Source organism: Ureibacillus sp. FSL E2-3493, from assembly GCF_038077515.1.
Taxonomy (GTDB): Bacteria; Bacillota; Bacilli; order Bacillales_A; family Planococcaceae; genus Ureibacillus; species Ureibacillus halotolerans.
Map to the genome: position 1 here is coordinate 3008523 of NZ_JBBOPK010000001.1, position 23180 is coordinate 3031702.

Annotated in this window: 19 protein-coding genes, 2 pseudogenes and 1 riboswitch; of the genes and pseudogenes, 9 read left to right on the forward strand and 12 right to left on the reverse strand. The window is 34.7% G+C overall.

The window, feature by feature from the left end:
- Positions 1-35 precede the first annotated feature (35 nt).
- A complete protein-coding gene (locus MHH69_RS15525; RefSeq protein WP_341362689.1) occupies positions 36-1946 on the reverse strand; it encodes a PrkA family serine protein kinase in 1911 nt (636 codons plus the stop codon).
- Between the two features lie 167 nt (positions 1947-2113).
- A complete protein-coding gene (locus MHH69_RS15530) occupies positions 2114-2956 on the reverse strand; it encodes a DegV family protein (protein ID WP_122971514.1) in 843 nt (280 codons plus the stop codon).
- A gap of 171 nt (positions 2957-3127) precedes the next feature.
- Here MHH69_RS15530 and MHH69_RS15535 point away from each other — a divergent pair, with 171 nt between their 5' ends.
- From MHH69_RS15535 to MHH69_RS15550, 4 genes are all read left to right on the forward strand, one after another.
- Positions 3128-3355: a spore coat associated protein CotJA gene (locus MHH69_RS15535; protein ID WP_122971513.1), complete on the forward strand. Its 228-nt coding sequence runs from the start codon at positions 3128-3130 to the stop codon at positions 3353-3355.
- A complete protein-coding gene (locus MHH69_RS15540) occupies positions 3348-3611 on the forward strand; it encodes a spore coat protein CotJB (protein WP_122971512.1) in 264 nt (87 codons plus the stop codon). Before MHH69_RS15535 ends, MHH69_RS15540 begins: the two co-directional genes overlap by 8 nt.
- Before the next feature lie 98 nt (positions 3612-3709).
- On the forward strand, positions 3710-4279 hold the full coding sequence (locus MHH69_RS15545) for a manganese catalase family protein (RefSeq protein WP_122971511.1): 570 nt from the start codon (positions 3710-3712) through the stop codon (positions 4277-4279).
- Between the two features lie 183 nt (positions 4280-4462).
- Positions 4463-5377 carry a DMT family transporter gene (locus MHH69_RS15550; RefSeq protein ID WP_341362690.1) on the forward strand — a complete coding sequence of 305 codons (915 nt, stop codon included), beginning with the start codon at positions 4463-4465 and terminating at the stop codon, positions 5375-5377.
- Positions 5378-5437: 60 nt separating this feature from the next.
- On the opposite strand, the gene MHH69_RS15555 is transcribed toward MHH69_RS15550, so the two are convergent.
- The 3 genes from MHH69_RS15555 to MHH69_RS15565 form a co-directional block, all read right to left on the reverse strand.
- Complete coding sequence (locus MHH69_RS15555; protein WP_341362691.1) at positions 5438-7798, reverse strand: polyprenyl synthetase family protein; 2361 nt, start codon at positions 7796-7798, stop codon at positions 5438-5440.
- Between the two features lie 259 nt (positions 7799-8057).
- Entirely contained in the window at positions 8058-8612 is a 555-nt protein-coding gene (locus MHH69_RS15560) for a GNAT family N-acetyltransferase (protein ID WP_338322891.1), read from the reverse strand.
- A 17-nt stretch (positions 8613-8629) separates the two neighbouring features.
- Complete coding sequence (locus MHH69_RS15565; RefSeq protein ID WP_158599675.1) at positions 8630-9457, reverse strand: DUF4097 family beta strand repeat-containing protein; 828 nt, start codon at positions 9455-9457, stop codon at positions 8630-8632.
- A 184-nt stretch (positions 9458-9641) separates the two neighbouring features.
- Here MHH69_RS15565 and MHH69_RS15570 point away from each other — a divergent pair, with 184 nt between their 5' ends.
- Entirely contained in the window at positions 9642-10307 is a 666-nt protein-coding gene (locus MHH69_RS15570; RefSeq protein WP_122971506.1) for a hypothetical protein, read from the forward strand.
- Between the two features lie 55 nt (positions 10308-10362).
- Positions 10363-10890, forward strand: a complete 528-nt coding sequence (locus MHH69_RS15575; protein WP_341362692.1) for a BCCT family transporter — start codon at positions 10363-10365, stop codon at positions 10888-10890.
- Positions 10891-10899: 9 nt separating this feature from the next.
- Here MHH69_RS15575 and MHH69_RS15580 read toward each other — a convergent pair.
- Positions 10900-12233, reverse strand: a protein-coding gene (locus MHH69_RS15580; protein ID WP_341361629.1) for an IS3 family transposase whose coding sequence is annotated in 2 segments (ribosomal slippage) — positions 10900-11846 and positions 11846-12233 — 1335 coding nt in all. Because the reading frame shifts where the segments join, the coding sequence is not laid out codon by codon here.
- A gap of 106 nt (positions 12234-12339) precedes the next feature.
- Here MHH69_RS15580 and MHH69_RS15585 point away from each other — a divergent pair.
- On the forward strand, positions 12340-13365 hold the full coding sequence (locus MHH69_RS15585; RefSeq protein ID WP_341362988.1) for a BCCT family transporter: 1026 nt from the start codon (positions 12340-12342) through the stop codon (positions 13363-13365).
- Between the two features lie 43 nt (positions 13366-13408).
- On the opposite strand, the gene MHH69_RS15590 is transcribed toward MHH69_RS15585, so the two are convergent.
- From MHH69_RS15590 to MHH69_RS15605, 4 genes and pseudogenes are all read right to left on the reverse strand, one after another.
- Positions 13409-14467 (reverse strand): LLM class flavin-dependent oxidoreductase, encoded by a 1059-nt coding sequence (locus tag MHH69_RS15590; protein WP_341362693.1) that lies wholly within the window; start codon positions 14465-14467, stop codon positions 13409-13411.
- 150 nt (positions 14468-14617) lie between these two features.
- Positions 14618-14973: pseudogene (locus MHH69_RS19355) on the reverse strand (EAL domain-containing protein).
- Positions 14974-15075: 102 nt separating this feature from the next.
- Entirely contained in the window at positions 15076-16704 is a 1629-nt protein-coding gene (locus MHH69_RS15600) for a diguanylate cyclase domain-containing protein (protein WP_341362695.1), read from the reverse strand.
- 164 nt (positions 16705-16868) lie between these two features.
- A pseudogene (locus MHH69_RS15605) lies at positions 16869-18052 on the reverse strand (DHH family phosphoesterase).
- Positions 18053-18223: 171 nt separating this feature from the next.
- Here MHH69_RS15605 and MHH69_RS15610 point away from each other — a divergent pair.
- Positions 18224-18559, forward strand: a complete 336-nt coding sequence (locus tag MHH69_RS15610) for a hypothetical protein (protein ID WP_341362696.1) — start codon at positions 18224-18226, stop codon at positions 18557-18559.
- A gap of 40 nt (positions 18560-18599) precedes the next feature.
- On the opposite strand, the gene MHH69_RS15615 is transcribed toward MHH69_RS15610, so the two are convergent.
- On the reverse strand, positions 18600-20939 hold the full coding sequence (locus MHH69_RS15615; protein WP_341362697.1) for a bifunctional 2',3'-cyclic-nucleotide 2'-phosphodiesterase/3'-nucleotidase: 2340 nt from the start codon (positions 20937-20939) through the stop codon (positions 18600-18602).
- A gap of 222 nt (positions 20940-21161) precedes the next feature.
- The gene (locus MHH69_RS15620; protein ID WP_122971499.1) at positions 21162-21368 is read right to left on the reverse strand and encodes an alpha/beta-type small acid-soluble spore protein; all 207 of its coding nucleotides are present in this window, start codon (positions 21366-21368) and stop codon (positions 21162-21164) included.
- Positions 21369-21742: 374 nt separating this feature from the next.
- Positions 21743-21922, forward strand: a riboswitch (Lysine riboswitch).
- Between the two features lie 118 nt (positions 21923-22040).
- Between MHH69_RS15620 and dapA the strand changes: the two genes are divergently transcribed.
- Positions 22041-22925: a 4-hydroxy-tetrahydrodipicolinate synthase gene (dapA, locus tag MHH69_RS15625; protein ID WP_174232664.1), complete on the forward strand. Its 885-nt coding sequence runs from the start codon at positions 22041-22043 to the stop codon at positions 22923-22925.
- Positions 22926-23180: the final 255 nt, after the last annotated feature.

Here is a 23180-nt window from a genome sequence, read left to right on the forward strand (position 1 = left end):
ATTTTATGGACACTCCTTCGAATATATACCTTATATTATCTATTTAATAAACTTCCAACATATCTTAACAATTCATTTGCTGAATTAGAATCATAGCCATGTTCATCGATTAACCTTGCTACCACTTCATTAATTTTCTTCAATTGAGATTCATCCGGTGTTTTGGATGAAGTCGTAATTTTCACAACGTCTTTTAAATCAGCAAATAGTTTTTTCTGAATCGCTTCTCGTAATCGCTCGTGGGAATTGTAATCAAAACGTTTCCCTTTACGAGCAAAAGCAGAAAGTCTTATTAAAATTTCTTCACGGAAAGCCCGTTTGGCATTTTCAGATACACCAATTTGCTCTTCGATGGAACGCATTAGTTTTTCATCCGGATTCATCTCTTCTCCAGTAATTGGATCCCGGAGCTTATTTTTATTACAAAAGGCTTCTACGTTATCCAGGTAATTATTCATTAATGTTTTTGCAGACTCTTCATAGGAATATACAAATGCCTTTTGCACTTCATTTTTCGCAATTTCGTCGTATTCTCTTCGGGCAATAGCAATGTAATTCATATATTTTTCCTTATCTTCTTCGGAAATCGATGCGTGCTGGTCTAATCCGTCTTTCAAGGAACGTAAAACGTCTAACGCATTAATTGAAGGTACTTCTTTTCGGATAATAGCGGAAGAAATTCGGTTAATAATATAACGGGGGTCAATCCCATTCATACCTTCATTCGGATATTCCTTTTTCAGTTCCTCCACATCAACGGAGTTAAATCCTTCTACACTTTCTCCATCATACAAACGCATCTTTTTCACAAGATCGATGCCTTGTTTTTTCGGAATTTCTAATCTTGTTAAAACGGAGAATATCGCTGCTGCTCGCAATGCATGAGGGGCGATATGAACATGAGCCATATCACTTTCTCTAATCATTTTTTCGTAAATACGCTCTTCCTCTGAAACTTTTAAATTATACGGAATAGGCATTACGATAATTCTCGAATGCAATGCTTCGTTCTTTTTATTAGAAATGAAAGTACGATATTCCGTTTCATTTGTATGGGCTACAATGAGCTCGTCTGCACTAATGAGCGCAAAACGACCTGCCTTGAAATTTCCTTCCTGAGTTAAAGATAACAAGTGCCATAAAAACTTTTCGTCTAATTTGAGCATTTCTTGGAACTCCATCATCCCACGGTTTGCCTTATTAAGCTCCCCATCAAAACGATACGCCCGTGGATCTGATTCAGAACCATACTCTGCAATTGTTGAGAAGTCAATACTTCCAGTTAAATCAGCAATATCCTGTGATTTCGGATCCGATGGTGTAAATGTCCCAATTCCAACCCGTTTATCTTCAGAGAAAAAGATCCGCTCAACCATAACATCCTCAATACGACCACCGTATTCTTGTTGTAGACGCATTGTATTTAATGGAGATAAACTCCCTTCAATGCGAATTCCATATTCTTCAAAAAACTCGTCTCTTAAATTATGTGGAATGAGATGGAGCGGATCTTCATGCATCGGACATCCTTTGATGGCATAAACTGCCCCTTCTTCTGTCCTAGAGTATTGCTCCAATCCTCTTTTTAATAATGTGACAATCGTGGACTTCCCTCCACTAACAGGCCCCATTAATAATAGAATTCTTTTTCGAACGTCTAATCTTCTTGCTGCTGGGTGGAAATATTCCTCCACTAATCTTTCTAATGCTGTTTCAAGTCCAAAAATTTCTTTTCCAAAGAAATGGTACATTTTTTTACCATCTCTTTCAGCTACACCAGCACTTTTAATCATATTGTATACACGGGAATGGGCTGTTTGAGCAACTTCGGGTCTTTCCTTAACAATCTCTAAGTATTCTGCAAATGTACCTTCCCATTTCAGGCTATCCTCTTCTTCTCTATATTGTCGAACCCTGTTTAAAATATCGATAGTTTTTACCTCCATTCAGGGCGTGTTTTTAACAATGTATGAAGTTAATCCGATAATGATACCGGATACTCGATAATATAATTTTCATTTCCCAACGATTTTTGTCATGTGAAATCCACTATTATCTTAGAAAATAAAAGAGCTTTACTAAATAAATAAAAATTTAGTAAGCTCCAAAAAAATTATTTTATTCTTTTATAAAGGATCCCTAAAGTATTCGGACCACAATGGGTTGAAACGGTACATCCTGCAGTTGTTTCAATCATTTCCTCAAAATCGGCAAATTGACGAATCAATTCTTTTACATTTTCGACAGTGTCAGGTGAACAATGGGAATGGGTGATGAAAATTCGACTCTTATCAATGTTTTCATTGTTTTCCAATCGATCCTTCACATAATTTTCAAGACATCGGTGGAAATTTCCACGGTATTTTTTACCGACCTTCATTTTGCCATCGACTACTTCGATAGAAGGCTTAATTTTTAGTAAAGTGGCTCCAAAGGCTTCAATTCCCGAGCAGCGACCACCTTTTCTTAAATAATCCATTTTATCAATGACAAAACTTGCATCTACCTTTGGTATGATCGCTTCTAAACGTTGACAAATTTCTTCAGGTTTAACGTTATCTTTTGCCATTAAAGCAGCCTCATACACGACATGTCCACTACCAGTTGATAAATTGCTGGAATCAATTACGAAGACATTATCAAAATTAAGGGCAGCCGTTTTAGCATTTTGATAACAGGATGAAAAATCAGACCCTAAACAAATATGTATCACTGCTTCATGAGATGGCGCATGTTGAGCAAAAAAAGTTTCGTACTCAAACGTGTTCACTGCAGCAGTTGTACAAGTTTTCCCTTGTTCCCCTACAAATTCAAAAATTTCTTTAGGAGAAATGTTCACACCATCACGATAATCATCTTCATCAATCAAAACATGGAGAGGCATTAATGTAATATCCAATTCTTCTAAAAGATTCGGAGAAAGATCACATGTACTGTCGGCAGTAATTTTAATCATTTTTGCACCCCTTTTATTTTTTTCTATATTATAACATAATGCCATTTTATTCTATTTAATACGAATTCCTTGTTTTAAATTGAGAGGATATAAAAATGATATTTTTTTGTGAATAATTGTATTTTTCCATTCATATAAATTAGGTGTTACAAAAATCGAAAGGAGGATCATATGTCATCACAGTATAAGTATTGGAAACCTTTTGTTGGACCCTTTGACCCATGTAAACCAATACGAGTCAAAAGTTATTCAACCCCTCCACAACTCTATATAACTTTTCAACCTGTTGGACTTCAACAATTTGAAACACCGCATCAGGCACTAATGCATGGTACACTTTGGCCACAATTATATAGCCCTTACCCGGATCCTATAAAAGGAGGGACATCAAGTGCCTAAGCAAATACCACCAGAATATTATCAATGTCTAGAAGAACTTCAAGCCATTGACTTTGTGTTAGTTGAACTAAACCTCTATTTAAATACTCACCCCCATGACTTTGAAGCAATTAAACAGTTTAATGAAACGGCTCAACGGAGTATGCAATTAAAAGTCGAATTTGAAAAGAGATTTGGCCCACTTATGCATTTTGGAAGAAGTTATTCGAGTTACCCGTGGAGTATTGATGATTCACCTTGGCCATGGCAAGTTTAATGAAAACCTTTCAAAACTCATATAGGAGGAAAAGGATTTCAACATTTCGTCTATAAAAGTTACAAATAGGAATAAGTTGTGAGGGGAGGAGAACGGCCATGTATTATTACGAAAAGAAATTGCAATATCCTGTAAGAGTAAGTACATGTAACCCTATGCTTGCGAAGTTTTTAATTGAACAATATGGTGGTGCAGACGGTGAACTTGCTGCTGCCCTCCGTTACATGAACCAACGTTATACAATCCCTGATAAAGTAATTGGTGTACTTAATGATATTGCGACAGAAGAACTTTCCCACCTCGAGATGATTGCAACGATGGTTTATAAATTAACAAAAGATGCGACACCTGAACAAATGAAAGCGGCTGGATTAGGGGATCACTATGTAAATCATGACCGCGCATTGTTCTATCATGATGCGTCTGGCAATCCATGGACCGCTACTTATATCCAAGCAAAAGGTGACCCGATTGCCGATTTATACGAAGATATCGCCGCTGAAGAAAAGGCAAGGGCAACATACCAATGGATTATTGATGTTTCTGATGATCCGGATTTAAATGATGGATTAAAGTTTTTACGTGAAAGAGAAATTGTCCACTCCCTTCGTTTCAGAGAGGCAGTAGAAATATTAAAAGAAGAACAAGGGAAAAAGAGAATTTTTTAAAATGGCAACCTTGGCTGACCCAAAAAAGCCGAATTGGGTCAGTTTTTTTGTCTTCTAAAAAGACAAGCCATCTAATTGAAAGTCTATTAGGTGTCATAAAGGGAGAAAATAGTCTTGCTAATCTTACTATAGACATGAGAAGATAGTTTCTATGATTTATAGTAGAAAGATTGGTGAACATTAGTGAATTCAAAAGCTTTAATGCTAGGGCTTTTAACTGTATTAATATGGGGTTCTACCTTTGCTGCGAATAGTTTCAGCCTTCGTGGTGGCTATTCTGCAGGACATTTAATTTTATTTCGGTTTATAATTGCTTCTATTATTTTTGGAATAATAGCGTTCATACCAAAGCTGAAATTTCGATTACCTGAAAAAAGGGACATATGGAAAATTGCCCTCCTCGGATGGGTTGGAATTAGCGGCTATCATATTTGTGCTACCTTTGGACAACTTACAATTAGTGCGGGAACCGCGGGTATGCTTATTGGATCCGGTCCTATTTTCACAACGATTTTTGCGATTTTAATATTGAAGGAACGTTTAAGTAAAGTAGGATGGGTTGGTTTAGCTTTTGGATTTATTGGCATCTCCCTCATTGCATTAGGTTCTGGTGATACAACATTCGGCATTGCACCAGGCGTATTTTTAACAATTCTTGCTGCTATTGCAACATCGATCTTTTTCGTTTATCAAAAACCTTTATTTAAAAAATATTCAGCTATTGAATTAACAGCCTATTTTACTTGGGCTGGTACAATACCCTTTCTTATTTTTGCCCCTGGTCTTTTCGAAACGATACAATCGGCTTCTATCGAAGTGAATATGACCGCTTTATATATCGGCATATTCCCAACGGCTGTTGCCTATTTAACATGGGCCATTGCATTATCTCAAGCAAATGCCAGCTCGATTTCAAGTGTTCTTTATTTGGAACCGGTAATTGCGATTATCGTCGCTTGGATTTGGTTAAACGAACTACCAGCTTCCCTCTCTATTATTGGTGGTCTTATCGCCATTTCAAGTGTATTGATTGTGAATTTCTACGGAAAACGAAACGAAATGACACAGGACCATAATAAAATAAAAACAATTCAATAAATGAGAAAACCCGTGATGACAAATAAATCATCACGGGTTTTTACTCAATACAATCTTGTGTTAACTGTTTCGAAATACAAGATAATTTAATAATTGTTTTAAAAAATTCGTTTCATGAGGAATTTCTTTTAAAGCTTCCAAAGCGAAACAATATTGTTCCCACATCGCCTTTTTAGCACCTTCTATTCCTAAAATCGTAACAAAGGTAGATGTTTCATTATCTACATCTTTCCCTACCGGCTTTCCTAATATCGTCGCATCACCTATCCGATCTAGTAAATCATCTTTAATTTGAAAGGCAATTCCCGCATGACGTGCAAATTTTTTCAAACTATTTCTTTCCATTTCAGATGCATTCGCTAAAATGGCGGGCATCAATAGAGAGGCTTCAAATCCTAAACTTGTTTTATAGAAACCCATCGTATGAAGTTCCTCTAAAGTAAACTTTCTTTCTTTAGATAGTAAATCTAACCCTTGACCTTTACACATGTTTGCTGTCACTTGGGCAGAATAGCGAACCAATTCCAGTACATTACGTGCATCAAAATCCTGTAGTAATGTTTGTTGCTCCATCGCCTTTTGGGTTAAAAATAAACCTGTCAATTCTGCTAACGCAACATTATATATTTCATGTACCGTCGGGCGTCCTCTACGAATCGATGCATCATCTTGGGAAGGTAAATCATCAAAAATGAGAGAAGCCGTATGCATATATTCCAATGAGTTAAAGAGAGGAACGAGGGCGGTTTCTTTTAATCCATACATTTCTACTCCGACAAACCAACTAATGATCGGTCTTAATCTTTTGCCATCTCCTACTAAACTATAATTAGCTGCTTCAATAAGATCATCCTTAAGCAAAAAAGGTTCATCGGCAATTGGTAAATGTTGATTGATTTGCTCTTTTACATCTTTTATCTTTGCTTTAAAATAGTCCCTCTCCTTCCGTTCCCTTTTTAAACTATCAATCATCTGATCACGTAATAGTTTGTCGAAGAAGGCTACATCATCGGCTTTCCCTACTACTCTCTGCAACAAATCCTTTAACTGAGGAATATCTTTAGTAAACATTTCCATCACTTGGCGATATTTCGTATGACCATGTTTTTCTTTAAATCTTTTTAATCCATTAATAGCACGTTTTAATATAACGTCCTTCGTTTTAACGTCAGCGTGATAAACACGATGAATTAAATTCATTATAACAGCCCAATACATTTCGAAAGGGTTAATCAAATCCCTTCTCTTGTCATAGTGCGTCATGTAATAAGTGTAAGGGGTAACTGCACCCATTTCTAAATCCTCAAACATATCAGCAAAGTCATCTGCCAATTGATTATATATACCATATAAAAAGGTTCGTTGTTCAAAGTCTTCATCCGTTTCTTGAATAACAGCCCTAGCAATTAATCGAGAGGAAGAGGATTTTAAAATAATCGGTATATAAAGTTCCTCGTTAGAGTAATTAGTAAAATCTAAGTCCTTCCTTCGATCTACTTCTTGGGATTGAAAAAATATATAGGCTTGTTGAAAAAATTTATCAGATTTTTGATGGGACTGAATGAATTCGAAGGCTTCCTTTAGCTCTTGATGGATAAATCCTATAAACTCAAGGGTTTCTTTTGACCAACTTCTTTCATTTAAAGGAGGGACCGTTCCAGTAAGGAGTGAGGTTCGGATTAATTGTGAGTATTGGGCTTTTTCTTTTACAGACAATAAATTCGAATCCAGGAGGTCATCTATGAAAGGATAAGTTAAACCATAGGAATAACCTAATCGTATTGCATCTTCTAATTTATTTATACGTTCCGCTGAGGATACTTGGTCATCCAGTTCATCCATTGTATGCATTAGTACGCCAGCAATAATTTTAACAAGCTTTCGTTCGGCATTAACCGCATCTAGTTTTTCTGGAATTTTTGTGGCAACTTTATTTAACTTGTTAATAAGCCAATCTACCACTACTTCTATTTGTTCTTCTTTAGCTTTTTTAATGATCCAATCAAAGGTAAATAATTCATTTTCATTATTTTTTGTCGATAAAAGTAACTGTTCCTTTACTTGCTCTACTACTCGATTGATTTTTAAATTTGTCGTTGGATCATCCAAGGTTTTACCTAAATCACGTAAATATATATACGAAATGCTTCGGTTTAAATAATCGTCTAATTGATTCGTATAATCTAACCATTTTATATAACGTACGCTATCCTTTGAATTTGGTTTTCTTTTTTTCAGAGAGAATAAAGTAAAGAGTTTAGAAGAATGAATATGATTTTTTCCCCACCAATGAAAGTCATCAACTAAAGTGTCTAAATAGGACTTGTCGATAACTTCTTTATAAAGCACATTAAAATATTGCCTTGCTTCCTCTTCTGCCTGCTGATAATATTGATCAGCACTCATTACATCATTTTTCATTTCTAATCACCTTTACTCTTTAATCTCTTTAGTGTTTGAAGGAAACATCCAAATCCTATATTTTGCAAACCATCTTTCCTAAAAAGGAATAGTTACATCATAAAAGTTTACACACTTTGTAGCAAATATATGGGCTTTCAGGAAATTCGGTAGTACAACGAAATTTACGTTGTCAGGAGGCATTTAACAATGAAGAAACGGATTACAAAACATTTACGTTCTTCATAATTAGAGGCTCACATAGATGAGCCTCTAATTATTATTTTAATACATTATCAACCTGTCTTCTCCATATCATATGATGTTCTCCTTCACCCCAATAATCTTTTAAAAGAATATTCGGATTTCCAAACTTATTCGTCCACATTTGTTGCGCTTCTTTATACCCACTATCAAAGCAAAACTCTTTAATTCCTTTACTTTTCAATACTTGAAAAATACCTTGTAAAAGTTTACTGCCAATCCCTTGTTTTTGATAATTAGGATGCACATACAAAGATCCAACTTCCGGTAAATGTTGATACTCTTCATTTGTTTCCTTTACTATTAAAGGACTAACAGGTCCATATTCGATAGAACCGATGATTTGATTTTCCCCAAAGGCCAATAAAAAATAACGTTCCTTACCATTAGATAAAATTGCATCTTCTAAATACTTTTTCTTCGTCTCAATTTCCCTTTCAATATCATCTTTTAAATGAGCGATTCCTTCTCTTTCAAAAGTATGGGTAATTACAAATCGATAGAATTCATGCAGATATTCCAGATCTTCTGAGTGGATTTCTCGAATGACAAGATTATTCAACTTGAACACCTCAAAGTTCCATTATTTTACTTTACTGTAATATCCCCATTATCAGATGTCAATTCTACCACTGTGTTCCCATTACCGAAGGTCGTTTCTTTATTGTCTTTACCGAAAACACTCACTTTACCATGATCCGTCTTTACATCAATGAAAAGATTGGACGGTTCTTTCTTTGTTTCAATATTAATTGAACCGTTATCCGTTTTTAACTCCATTGCTTCCTCTAACACGTTAGTGTAAATCGAAATATCACCATTATCTGACTCGCCTTCAATTGTGCCGATACTATTTTTAATGATGATATCTCCATTATTCAATTCAGTAGTAATGACTTTACTCGTTATTTCCTCAAGAACCATATCTCCATTGTCTGCTTCGCCAATAAAATCTTCTACTTCCATCTTCTTTGCCTCGATATTTCCATTATCTGTTTCTCCGATAAAGTTCTCTACTTTCACATTTTCTACTAAAATATCCCCGTTATCAGTCGTTGCATTAATTTCTTTTAACTCTTTTTCCGGTAACAATACATTAACCGTTGGTGTATCCGCAAAAAAATTAAAGAAGAATTTTTTATACCATTTTCGATCAACATCGATTTTTAATGTATTTCCCCTTACGTCTACATCAAGTTTATAACGATTTTTTTCATTATTCATTAGTTGAACTGTCGTTGTATCACTATTTGTAGGTTGGATATTTATGTGCACATTATCAGAGTCAACTTCGACATGAGTATAATCTTTACTCATTTTTACTTCATCTTCCGAATTTCGATTTGAAAAAACATTAAACAAAACGACCGCCACAATGGCAATTAATAAAATACCAATCGCAAATTTTTTATTCAAAATATTCTTCTTCCCTTCCTCTTTCATCACTTTAACTTTATGATACCGGATTAATCGAAAGAAAATAGTGACCCTAAACTGTAATTTTTTCTAAGTCTTAAGACGTAGCATCGTGTAATGACATCAACATATTTTCTATTCAATTGAACATCCTAAAGAAAATGGGTTTTAAGGAGTGTCTTCCATGAAATTATTTCAAGTTCGAAAGGGACAATTTGTTTATTATGAAAATGAATTGCATAGAGTTTATGCTGTAAAACCAATGTATAAAAAATCCGTTCATTTAATTCGACTTCGCGATTTAACACAACATTTATCTAGTGCAGCTGAAGTTGAACGATACCAACCGAAAGAATTAGATAGTTTTATTTTCAATAAAAAAGTTTATACCCTTTCAAAGGATAGGAGAGCCGAAGTCGGGGATTATATATTAATTACAAACCCTACCCCAGATTATTTAGATCACTATTCTTTAAATGAAATTGAAGTTGTTGCAACCGTTGAAAATAAAGGCGTTATTACAAATAATTCGAACGGAATTCGTCACCATGAATATTTATTAATGGTGCCAGGACGACATGAAAAAAGTAATCCGATTGAATATCGCGATAAAGGAAGTAATGAAGATATTCCCCTTAATGGTAATGAATCAGAGAATATCGGAGTTGATGACCTCCTTCCGATAGTAGGGGATGTGTATAAAAAAAATGATAAAGAAACTACCTTAGAAGCAATGGTCATCGGTATTGAAGGTAGTACGGTTTTTCTCGGCAATGGACAAAGCCTACATCAAGATGAATTAATGGATACAGAAAAGTGGCTTTTTCTTTATCATTTAGGTGACAAATAATTTTGTTCCTTACTCACTATATGAACATACATCAAGAAGTAAACGGAGGATTTTCATGATTGGAAAGCTAAAAGAAAATAGCGTCTTTATTATTTCCTTAATACTCACATTACTCTTTATCATTTGGGGAGTGTTTTTCACCGAAAACTTAACGAAGGTTACGAATATTATTTATAACGGAACAATTAATAATTTAGGATGGGTCTATATTGGAGCTACTTTCTTCTTCGTTGTTTTTTCCATCTATTTACTTTTTTCAAAATTTGGCCATATAAGGCTCGGAAAAGCAACGGATCGTCCCGATTTTAAAACACCTTCCTGGCTTGCTATGTTATTTGGAGCTGGTATGGGGATTGGGATCGTCTATTGGAGTGTGGCTGAGCCAGTAACCCACTTTACAACACCTCCCTTCGGTGAAGGATATACGATTGATTCCGCGAATACGGCCATGTCTTATACGTTTTTTCACTGGGGACTTCATCCATGGGCCATTTACACAGTTATCGGATTAGCCCTTGCCTTCTTTCAATATAATAAAAGACTTCCTGCAGTAAAGTGTACCCTTTGTAAAGGACATTTTTAAAAAAGGCTTTTAAGCAACTTGAAGAAGATGGTGACTGTATTGTGCAGGCGTCATCTTTTTTAAGTTCCATTGACCTCGGTAATGATTGTAATAAGTCATATAACTCTTAATCTCTCTTTTTACTTCTTCTAATGTTTCACACGATTTAAAGTCTGTTTCATCTTTAAAATGACCAAAAAACGATTCTTGTGGGGCATTATCCCAACAGTTTCCACGACGTGACATAGATTGCTCTAGTCCCATTTTCTTTACCATCTTTTGAAATTGGGGGCTGGTATAGTGGAACCCTTGATCAGAGTGAATGAATGCGCCATCGGCCAATTTTATCCCATTCTTTTTCAACATCTTTAATGTATTTAATGCAATATCTAGTGTAATTTTATCCGATGTCTCATATGCTAAAATTTCATTGGTTTCGGCATCTTTTATAGCGGATAAGTAGGCACGTTTTCCTTTTCCATAACTCAAATATGTAATGTCTGTTAATAATACTTTTCTAGCGATTCCTTGCTTAAATTTACGGTTTAATAGATTTGGTAAAGTTCTATGTTCTTTCGTTGCTTTGGCCATTCTTCGATATGGATTTGCTTTTCGAATGGGGCAGATGATTTGAAACTTTTTCATGATACGACGAATTCGCTTTAGGTTATATGTAATTTGATACTGATTTTCTAACGTCATTTTAATTTGACGTGCACCTTTCTTACGACCACGGAAATTGAACGCTTTTAAAATGATTTCTTTGACTGTCTCATCTGCCTGATCACTAGCTTGTCTACTAAGTTGTGCTTCTTCTGAAAAATAACGATAGTAGCCCGATCGAGAGACTCCAACTAATTTACAAAGGTAGCTTACCATTCTTTTTAAGCGGTGTTTTTCTATCACATACTGGATCAACTGAAATTTTTGTTCCGCTGTTAATTTCTCTTTTTCTTTATCAACAACCTTTCTGCTAAATCGATCTTTTTTAGTAGTTCATTTTCTGCACGTAATAATGCATTTTGCGCCTCTAACCTTGCGTACTTTTCTTCTATACTTAATTCTCGCTCAAGTGGACGTCCTGAAGAGTGTTTACGTGTATCCACAAGCCCAGCTACACCATTCTTTTGATAAGCAGCACGCCATCGCTCTAAAGCAGACTTTGCACGTTTTTTACCTACGATATCAATATCAAATCCTGCATCTTCAAAAATTTGAAGTGGAAATTTCCCTTCCTCATATTCTTTAATGGCTCTTGCTTTAAATTCATCTGTATATGTTATTGCTTTTTCACTCACTGCTTTTACATAAGGATGTTTCTTGAGTAATTTCTGTTCTTGATCTGTAAATAACTTTTTCGACATGTTCTTCCGCTCCATCAACCATTTATTTTATTTCATTATAAATAAAAGTACCCTATAAGAGAGACCTTTTTTCAAGTGTCTTTCTTATAGGGTACATTTTACAGCAATTAGCTCTGTTTTTTATCCATTGCTAGGTGACCGCATATATGGTCCTTTAGGGAAAACGATTGATATTCTTTCTGTTTTTGCTACAGTTTTTGGTATTGCAACATCCCTTGGACTAGGTGCATTACAAGTAACGGCCGGTATGCATTCTATTTTTAATGTCCCAAATACATTACTTATTCAAATCATCGTTATTGTTGTTGCTACAATTATTTTCCTTATTTCAATTAATACAGGTTTAGAAAAAGGGATTCAATATTTATCAAACGGTGCGATGATAATATCTTTTGCCATTTTAATATTGCTATTAATTGTCGGTCCTACATTAACGATTATTAAAGTATTTTTTAATACAACTGGAATGTATCTAAACGACTTTATACAAATGAGTTTACGATTAAAACCATTTGGTGAAGGGGAATGGATTGCAAGTTGGACACTATTCTATTGGGCATGGTGGATTGCTTGGGCTCCATTTGTGGGCATGTTTATTGCCCGTATTTCAAGGGGGAGAACGATTAAAGAATTTGTTATCGGAGTACTTATTGTCCCTACCCTTGGAACATGTATTTGGATGTCTATTTTTGGAGGTTCTGCTCTAGATTTAGTTGTCCATTCAGATAACCATGATTTAGCAGAATTTATTGCAGATAATGTGTCTTTAGCGATTTTTACTTTCTTTGAACATTTACCTTTAAGTTCCTTTTTAAGCATTTTAGGATTTGCCCTTGTTGCGATCTACTACGTTACAGTTGCTGATACAGCAACCTTCGTTTTAGGGATGTTAAGTGAGGGCGGTACTTTAAACCCTTCGAACAAAATTAAAATGACTTGGGGAATTATCCAATCAGCTGTTGCGGCCGTATTGCTCATTTCTGGTGGATTGGAAGTATTGCAGACAGCATCCATCGTCGCCGCTTTACCATTTGCTATTATTATGTTGTTTATGTCCTATTCATTACTGAAAGGGTTAAAAGGCGAATTAGATGTTCAACGAAGGAAATCAAGGGGAAAGAATAATGCATAAAAAAAGCTGTCCAAAAATATATGTATTTGGACAGCTCTTTCTATTATTCAGGTTTTCCAGCTGCTTCCCAACGACTAATTTCTTCTCTAACCATCGGAGCAACTTCTTTACCTAAAAGTTCAATTGCTTTCATAACATCTTCATGGGGCATTGAACCAACTGGGCAATGTAACATGAAACGTGTTATCCCCACTTTTTTACGAAGGAAAATGATTTTCTCAGCTACTGTTTTTGCATCTCCTACATATAATGCCCCTTCTAAACTACGGGCGTAGTCAAAGGTTTCCCGGGTATATGGACCCCATCCACGCTCTCTACCTAACACATTCATTGCTCTTTGTGTTGGTGGGAAGAATTTTTCCACCGCTACATCTGTACTTTCAGCAACAAAGCCATGGGAATGGGAAGCAACTGTTAACTTTGAAATATCATGTCCTGCTTCTTCTGCAGCTCGATAATACAATTTCACAAGGTTCGCAAACTGTAATGGACTTCCACCAATGATAGCTAAAACTAATGGTAAGCCAAGTACTCCTGCACGAACAACCGACTGAGGTGTCCCACCACTTGCAATCCAAACCGGTAATGGATCTTGAACAGGACGAGGATAAACTCCTCGATTAACGATATCAGGGCGATGTTTACCACTCCAGTTAATAACTTCTTTTTCTCTTATCTGTAATAATAAATCTAATTTTTCCTCATATAATTCATCATAATCTTTCAAATCGTAGCCAAATAAAGGGAAGGATTCAATGAACGAACCACGACCTGCCATAATTTCCGCTCGTCCACTGGAAATGGCATCAACCGTTGAAAATTCTTGGAACACCCGTACAGGATCATCCGAAGATAAAACTGTAACAGCACTCGTTAATCGAATATGCTTTGTTTGAGAGGCTGCAGCTGCAAGTAAAACCGCTGGAGCTGAACAAGCATAATCTTTTCGGTGATGTTCGCCAACCCCAAATACATCTAGTCCTACTTGATCTGCTAACACAATTTCTTCGACAACTTCTCTTATACGTTCTGCATGACTAATTACTTTCCCTGTATTCACATCAGGTGTTGTTTCTACAAAGGTTGTTAAACCAATTTCCATTTATTCCACTCCTCTATGTACTTATACCGTCCATTTTAAAAAGTAAAGTAGGTTTTTTAAACTATTCCGACTTCATCATACATGAGAATTGGATTATGTTTCAATTTTTCCGATTTTGTTATGAAACTTTTAGAAAAATGAATGGACTATTCATAATAAATATTTCGTTTTAAAAGCTTCAATTGGACAAGGTTTCCCGAAATAAAACCCTTGTATATAATGACAATTCAGTTCAAGCAAATAGTTCAATTCCTCTTTTGTTTCGACTCCTTCCGCTATCACTTCTAATTTAATTGTTGAGCCATCTTAATCATCGCTGCAGTTATACTGGCGTTTTCCGATTCAGAAGAAATGTTTTGAATAAATGAACGGTCGATTTTAATCCCATCCAAATGGAAGGTTTTTAAATAATGAAAAGATGAATAACCCGTTCCAAAATCATCAATATAAATTTTAACGCCTAACTCCTTTAACTCTCTTAATGTTTGAAAGCACGTTTTCTTCATTCCTCATGATTGAGTTTTCCGTAATCTCTATTTCTAACCATTTTCCTTCTAAATGGAACTCTCAAGCAATTGTCGTATTTCTTTTGAAAACTCTTTTTGTAGCTAATCGGAATAATGGAAAGACCTTTTTCCCGCCACTTTAACCAACTGTTCACAAACTTTTCTTTTTATCCATTTGCCTAATGGAATAATTAACCCTGTTTCTTCTGCCATTGGAATAAAATCACTCGGTGAAATGAGTCCTAGTTGAGGATGTTTCCAACGTATTAATGCTTCAGCACTAATTATCTTTCCTGTTAAGGCATCCACTTTCGGTTGTAAGTAGACTGTAAATTCATTATTTAAAATTGCTTTTCTTAAGTCTCTTTCTAACAAAAATGATTGATAATTTTGTTTAATCATCGAATGGTCATAGACTTGGTACATATTACGACCAAGTTCTTTTGCACGGTATAAAGCGATATCTGCCTTTTTCATCAAATCTACAACGTCAATTCCTGCCGATGGATAAAAACTAATTCCCATACTCGCTGTTATTAAAAGTTCTAACCCTTCTATATAGATAGGTTTTGTTAAATTTTGCAAAAATGTCTCAGCTAATTGAAATACGGACGTTTCCGATTCCACATCTGTACATAAAATAGTAAACTCATCCCCACCCATACGAGCGGCAAAATGGTTTTCTTGGTTAATATTATTTAATATTCTCTTCCCAATTTCTTTTAACAATTCATCCCCAATAAAATGACCTAACGTATCATTAATCAATTTAAAACGATCTAAATCAATAAACATAACCGCAAGTTTTTTATTAATTCGACTCGCTTCTTGGATGGAATCCTTCATTTTTTGCTCAATCCATCTTCGATTAAAAAGGGTAGTCAGTTCATCGTGATGGGCTAAATAAGCATTTAAATCTTGTATTCTTTTTTGTTCCGTTATATCTTTTCCTATTAGATAAGCACCTACAATAATATTATCTACAATAATTGGAAAAAAAGTTGCGCTAAAAAACATTTTCTCATTCTGTTTCGATAAAACATCAAGCTCAAAATGTTTAAAATTCCCCTTGAGGGCTTGATCTAAAAACTCATTTAAATTAGGAACATATTGTTCTATAACGTTTTTTTCTAACTTCAAAAAATCAACCTTTTTATTCGTTAACTCAAAAAGCTCCTTCGCTTTGAAATTCATATTAATGATTTGACCAAATTGATTAAAAATAATGAGATAATCTTGACTAAAATTTAATAATGAATTCATTTGCTCTTGATTCACTTGAAGTTCTTTTTGGATAGACCTTAATTCTGAGATATCGAGCACTGTACCTAAAATTTCGGTAACAACATGAGCCGTTTTAATTGGAGTAATATCGATAAATAATCGCTTACCTTTCAACTCGATTTCATAATTTACCCGTTCACCTTGAAATGCTTTTTCATAATGTAATTGCTTTATATTCGCGATTTCTTCAGTAAAAACTTCGTGGGGAGAATGGTTTAGAATAATATCTTCACCTGCTCCAATTTCCTCCATTAACTTACCAATAGCAACTGTATAAAAGAGTTTTCCATCATCATTCTTTTTCATTGTAAAAATACCGTTTTGTATATTTTTCAATGTTTTAATAAAATTAATTTTTGAATCGACCATTTCTTTATATTTTTGTTCTTCATTGTTTCTAAAAGATTGTTCTTCCGTTTTTACTAAATCACGATATTGTTTGTCCATCGTTGCCCCACCAAATTTTCAAGTTATAATTATTTTAATGATACTTATTTTTATTATTAAAGTCACACTGAACTTCGTTGAAATTCCCTCTTTTTAAGTAAAAAAAGTGACCAATACCATTGGCCACTTTAAAAGTACTATGAATGGGGGTAAACGGAACATATTTAACTTCCTTTTGCCGCCTTTACTTTGCTCATTAAATACTCTACAAACACATCATCCCTTGCTAACCAAGCTTCGTAATTCCTTTTTAAAAAGTTCTCACATTCACTATAAGTAGAAAAAGTTAGATCTAATACTTCTCCATTTTTTTCAATCAACCATTGTTCATCCTTCATAGTTAGCAAGAAAATATCTTCCCGTCGATTTATATAGAGGGAACCAAATTCAGATTCCATCAAATTGTAACGATTTCTTTTGGCATCTTCATGGAGCGGATCTAAATGGAACGTATTTAAGACAAAATGTTTATATGCTTCCTCGGTCAACGAACTGCCTGAAGCTTTTTGGTGACCTCCACCCCCATAACGTCCTGCAATTTCTGAAACATCCACATCATCACGATTTGTACGGAATGATATTCTTTTCCCGCCCATATTTAATATGGCAATGTAATCAAGATGGGGATGTTCCTTTGCTAATTCGTTCCCTACTTCGGAATGATAAGATTCAGCATAAACAACGCCAGCGTAAAACTTTCCAACTAATGCTTGTACAATCTCCCTTTTTTTCCTTCTTATATAGCGTTCAATTTTATCTTCTTCCATATTCAGCAACTTCTTTTCGAAGTCATCGAAGTCAAAATGGTCACTTGTACGAAGACGTTCAATCATTTTCAGTTCAAATTCGTCGATAGATACGAGAAAAAAAGGGAATTTAATGAATGGGCTTTATGATTTTCATTTTTTTCCCATTCCCATGTATCATATTGTCTTACAAGTTCAACAAATTCAGAAATAGCAGCACTTTCTTCTAAATGTTGATGGTAAACAAGATATTGATAAAATAAAGAAGTAGCAGAAGTTAACTTTCCACTTTCCTCCTCTACAACAACGTATCCCCATTCATAATCATTTAAATGTAAAGCGGTTTTGTGATGATCAATTAATTGGACATTCCCATGTTCTTTGTAATAACTTGTTAAACGTTTTTCATTCTCTTCATTAGGAGATAAATCCGTAATGAGTAAAAATGTATCTGGTGAATCATTTTCTAGAAAGTATTCAATTTCTCTATTAAGAGAAGATACTGAATTGTATCTCACTTTCACATCTTGACCAAAAGCAAGCTTCGCTAAAATACCACAGCCTACCCCATCCAAATCGTTATGGGACAATAATTTATACATACCACTTCACCTCAAATTGTAGTATGGATATTTAAATGCTATTTCATAATTTTCCTTCAGCAATTTTTTCAAGAAATTACTATGTAATCAACATTAATAGTTCTGTTGTCATTGACCTCTTTTCAACTTTTTCATAAACTACTATGAAATAATTTTGAAGGAGGTCTAGGAATGACTAAAAGTAGAAATCGTAATCCATCTCGTTATCCTGACCAAATTCAACAAGAAAAGATAGATGCGCTGAAAACCGATATTTTCATTGCAAAACTTGGTGCTATTGGCGGACTCATTTCAACTGTGGGAGGCATTATTTCTACTACAGCATCTTTCCTGGCCGTTCGAGATTTATTAGAAGACCTCGAAGAATATAAAAGTGAAGTAATTGCCAATAATTCGAATAGAAATATAGGTAGTAGTTATTATAACGATGCCAATGAAAGAATTGAAAACTTAGAAAAGCAAATGGAATATTTACTAAAAGAACTTGAAAAATTGAAAAGAACATAAAAACTCCACACAAGCATTTACTTATGTGGAGTATTGAACATTAGTTTAAAGAATATTTACCGAATCCATCGGAGCCCTCTCCAAATTGAATCGTGCTACCTTCTGGGATAAAATCAACTGCCTTTTTTGATGTTTCAAAAATAACATTTGAATTTAAAGGAAGTTCAGCAAATCTCCAGTTACCATCAGCAGTTGGATCAATGGTTTTATTTTGAATGATATAGTCAATAATCGCTTGACGATTTTCATCCGGATAAACTTCTACATATGATGCGTTTCGCACCCCTGGGAATGTTCCATTTGCACGATAATTATTTGTTGCTACGATAAATTCCTGTTCTAAATCAATTGGTTCGCCATTATATTGTAAATTTACAATACGACTTGCTTCTGGATGAATTAAATTTCCATCCGGATCATATTTTGCAGGTTGAGTTACATCAATTTCGTAAGTTACTCCATCAATAACATCATAATTGTAAGAACGGAAATTCGTATTAATTAGTTGTTGCTCATCTGTACTATTTGAGTCGATTTGATTGAATTGACCTGCAGACATTTCAAGCCATTCTTTTACATCAGCACCCGTAACTTTAAGGATTGCCAATGTATTATCATATAAATATAAATCGGCTACGTTTTTAATCGCAAGTTCACCGCTCGGAACAAATGTATAATATTCTGGATCACTGCGAGTTCCCGCTTTAAATGGTGCACCTGCTGATAATACTGGAAGATTTTCAAATTCCGTTCCTTTGATTTTCTCCTTCACATAAAGACTTTGAGCATCTGTTACAATTTGAATCGATGGGTCATCTAACACTTGTGAGAAATAACTATGGATATCAGCTGTTGTTTGCCCTACTGGTTGTCGAACATAATTTATCGTCCCATCATGGGCTTCTTTCACCGCTTCCGCCACATCTTGATCTACGTCAGATGAATCAGCAGCAATTTTGCGAACTTCCCCTGTTCCATTAACAACTTTCCAATCCTTACCTTTTTTCTCCAACGTTAAATCAATCACACCTAAATGACTTCCGTATTTACCTGGCATAACAACAGGAACACCATTCATCGTTCCTTCTTCTACATTGACACCAGTTAATGATGCATCCACATCTCCAGGAAATACTTGGTGGGCATGACCTGAAATGATTGCATCTACACCTTTTACTTTAGATAACAAATAAGTGACATCTTCTTCCCCTTCAGTATGTGTCATATCACCCATACCAGAGTGGGAAAGAACGACAATTACATCTGCCCCTTCTTTTTCCATGTCAGAAACAACATTTTCAACTGCATGTACTGAGTCATCTACCGTCACTTGTCCAAGTAAGTGAGACTTGTCCCAATTTAAAATTTGAGGTGGAACAATACCTGTTACACCAACTTTGACTGTAGACTCTTTGCCTTTTTCATCTACAACTTCTTTTTCAATAATGACATATGGCGTATACATATAATCACCTGTACTTGCATCACGTACATTCGCATTAACAAATGGGAAATCAGCATCATCATAAACTTCATCTAAATAATCTAATCCATAATTAAATTCATGGTTCCCAAGAGTCGATGCATCATAATCTAACAGTTCCATTGCCGTTATCGATGGATGTTCTTCCCCTTCTTCTAAAACATCAACCGATTGTTTATAAGAACCTAATGGAGTTCCTTGAATCGTATCACCATTATCAAATAATAATGTGTTGCTATTTTCTTTACGCGCTTCTTTAATTAATGTTGCTGTTTTAACAAGACCTAAACTGTTCGATTCAGTATCTTTGTAGTAGTCATAATTCATTAAATTTGTATGAATGTCTGATGTACCTAAAATACGTAAATCAACGGTTGTTTTATATTCTTCAAGAAAAGCGTTTAATAGTTGATATAATTGATATTCAGAAATGACATTTTTCGGTTTTAACGTTTTTCCTTCAAAACTATTTAAAAACCCATATTCAACCGCTTTTGCAAATTCATCACGATTTTCTTTTTTAATTGCATGATAATCTTTATATTTCTTTAAAGTATCTTCTGAGTACGTTTTGTCATCATCTAGCATATGAACAAGGCTGACAACGGCTTCCTCTAAGGTCATTTTTCCCTCTGGTGCAAAACGTTTATCCGTCTTTCCTTCGATGAGTTGTAATTCAATTGCTTTTTCAATATACGGTTTTAAAGAATCAGGAACATCTTTAAAGTTAACCGTTTTGCCTGAACCTAATTCTACATCCATAGCTTCAATAACTGTTTTTACATATTCGCCACGTGTTACCTCATCTACTTTTTTAGCACTTGCTTGTTCAATATTTGTCATACCGACAACAGCTATCGATAAAGCTAAGGCAGAGGCGGAAACTTTCTTCCACATTAAAACTCATCTCCCATTTATAAGACTTTTCAAACAATTAAATAATATCAAAAAGTAAGATATAAATATACTTATTTATTAATATTTAACAGTTTTATAATATTGTTTGCTATCTAGCAATAATCGTCTCAAAAATGGGGCAATATTATATGTATCATTTTTAAAGGCTGACACAAAAAATGAAGTTTTTTGTATCAGCCCCCAGTCACTCTAAATTTTCAATTATTGTCCAGAACGTCCTTTTAATTGTGACTCTGCCATTTGAACAAGACGTTTTGTAATTTCACCACCAACTGAACCATTCGCGCGTGAAGCATCTTCAGGTCCAAGGTTCACACCAAATTCTTGTGCGATTTCATATTTCATTTGATCCATTGCAGCTTGTGCACCAGGAAACAGTAGTTTATTTGAACTTCTATTAGAAGCCATTTTCTTCACCTCCTTGTGATATTAGAATGTTCCAGGTGCGCTAATTAATACTGTGATAAATCATTCCACCAAAGTATCAATTTCCCTCGTATACTTTCATACTAATTTTGTCAAAAAAATTTACATGTAAATAAAATCAAAAGGTCATAATAAAATTCAAATAACAATTACATGTCTTTTTTATTCGTTTTATGACGGAAATTTCACTAAATAAATGTTTAATTTCAAGGCTTATTAATAAAACCACGTTGAAATAGCTTTTCAAAATCTTTATATGGTAGATGAAAAAAATGACAGTTAAAGTATTGCAATCTTACGTTTAAACATGTATGATTTTAATAATTAAATATTCACTTATTTCAATTACCTTTTGAAGTAAGGATAGAGGAGCAAAGACCATCAGTACGCAATTTGAGGATAATGAGATCCTATGACAATTGTGGAAAGGGGAATTTGCCGAAGCTTTTGAGAGCCTCATTATCTCGAAGCTGGTTCTGTTATTGAACAAATGCAGGACTGTCATATAGGTTTCTATATGGAGGGCTATCTTACGCAAAGAAATGAAGTTTATTTCTACGCAACAACGATCCCTCGTTGTTGCTTTTTTGCGTTTACTTAACTTAACGCCCTTCTCCCTCTATTTTCTAATAAAATATAAGGATGTGGAGAAGTATGAATTTCGGAAAAATTTTAACTGCTATGGTGACTCCCTTTAATGAACGGGAAGAAATTGATTGGGTGGCTACCGAAAACTTAATTAATTATTTGCTTGCCAACGGTACAGATGCTTTAGTCATTTCAGGTACGACTGGAGAATCCCCAACTTTATCAGAAGATGAAAAGGTAGAATTATTTAAATTTACTGTGAAGGTTGTAGATGGGAGAGTTCCGATTATTGCCGGTACAGGTTCTTACAACACAAAAGCCTCGATTGAATTAACAAAACAGGCTGAAAACGTTGGTGTGGATGGCATCATGTTAGTAGCTCCATACTATAACAAACCTTCTCAAGAAGGATTGTATCGACACTTCAAAGCAATTGCAGATGAAACATCCTTACCAATCATTCTATACAATGTACCTGGTCGCAGCATTGTAAGTCTTTCAGTTGAAACGATTGTTCGTCTTTCAGCAATACCAAATATCGTTGCGATTAAAGAAGCTAGTGGTAATTTAGATGCAATGGCTGAAATTATCGAAAAAACACCTAGTAATTTTTCATTATATAGCGGGGATGATGGCTTAACATTACCTGTCTTATCCATTGGAGGAGCTGGTGTCATTTCAGTGGCGTCTCATATTATTGGTCAAGAGATGCAAGCGATGATTAAAAAATTCCTAATCGGGAACTTAAGTGAAGCAGCAAAGGACCATCGTAAATTGTTACCTATCATGAAAGTACTTTTTGCTACTCCTAATCCGACTTCAGTAAAAGCAGCTTTAAATTTAAACGGAATTCCGGTTGGTGGTGTACGTTTACCAATGGTGCCACTAAACAAATTAGAACTCGATTCATTGAAAGAGGTTTTAAATACTCAACATAAAGTCATTTCTTAAATAATCGATTATTCCAAAGTTTCCAAAGAGATCGTCTTCCAATTGACGATCTCTTTTCTATTACATATGTTTTAACTTCCCCTCCATCTATTTACTTTTTGACAGAAGTTTGAGTAACATGTCTGTTATTAGAATTATGTACCAAATATAACACTTTCCTCCATTCCTTCCTATATTTTATATCAAAATATTTCACAGTGTATTCCCATGCAAAGCAATCTGAAGAAAATATACTTTTAACAACAGAAAAACAAA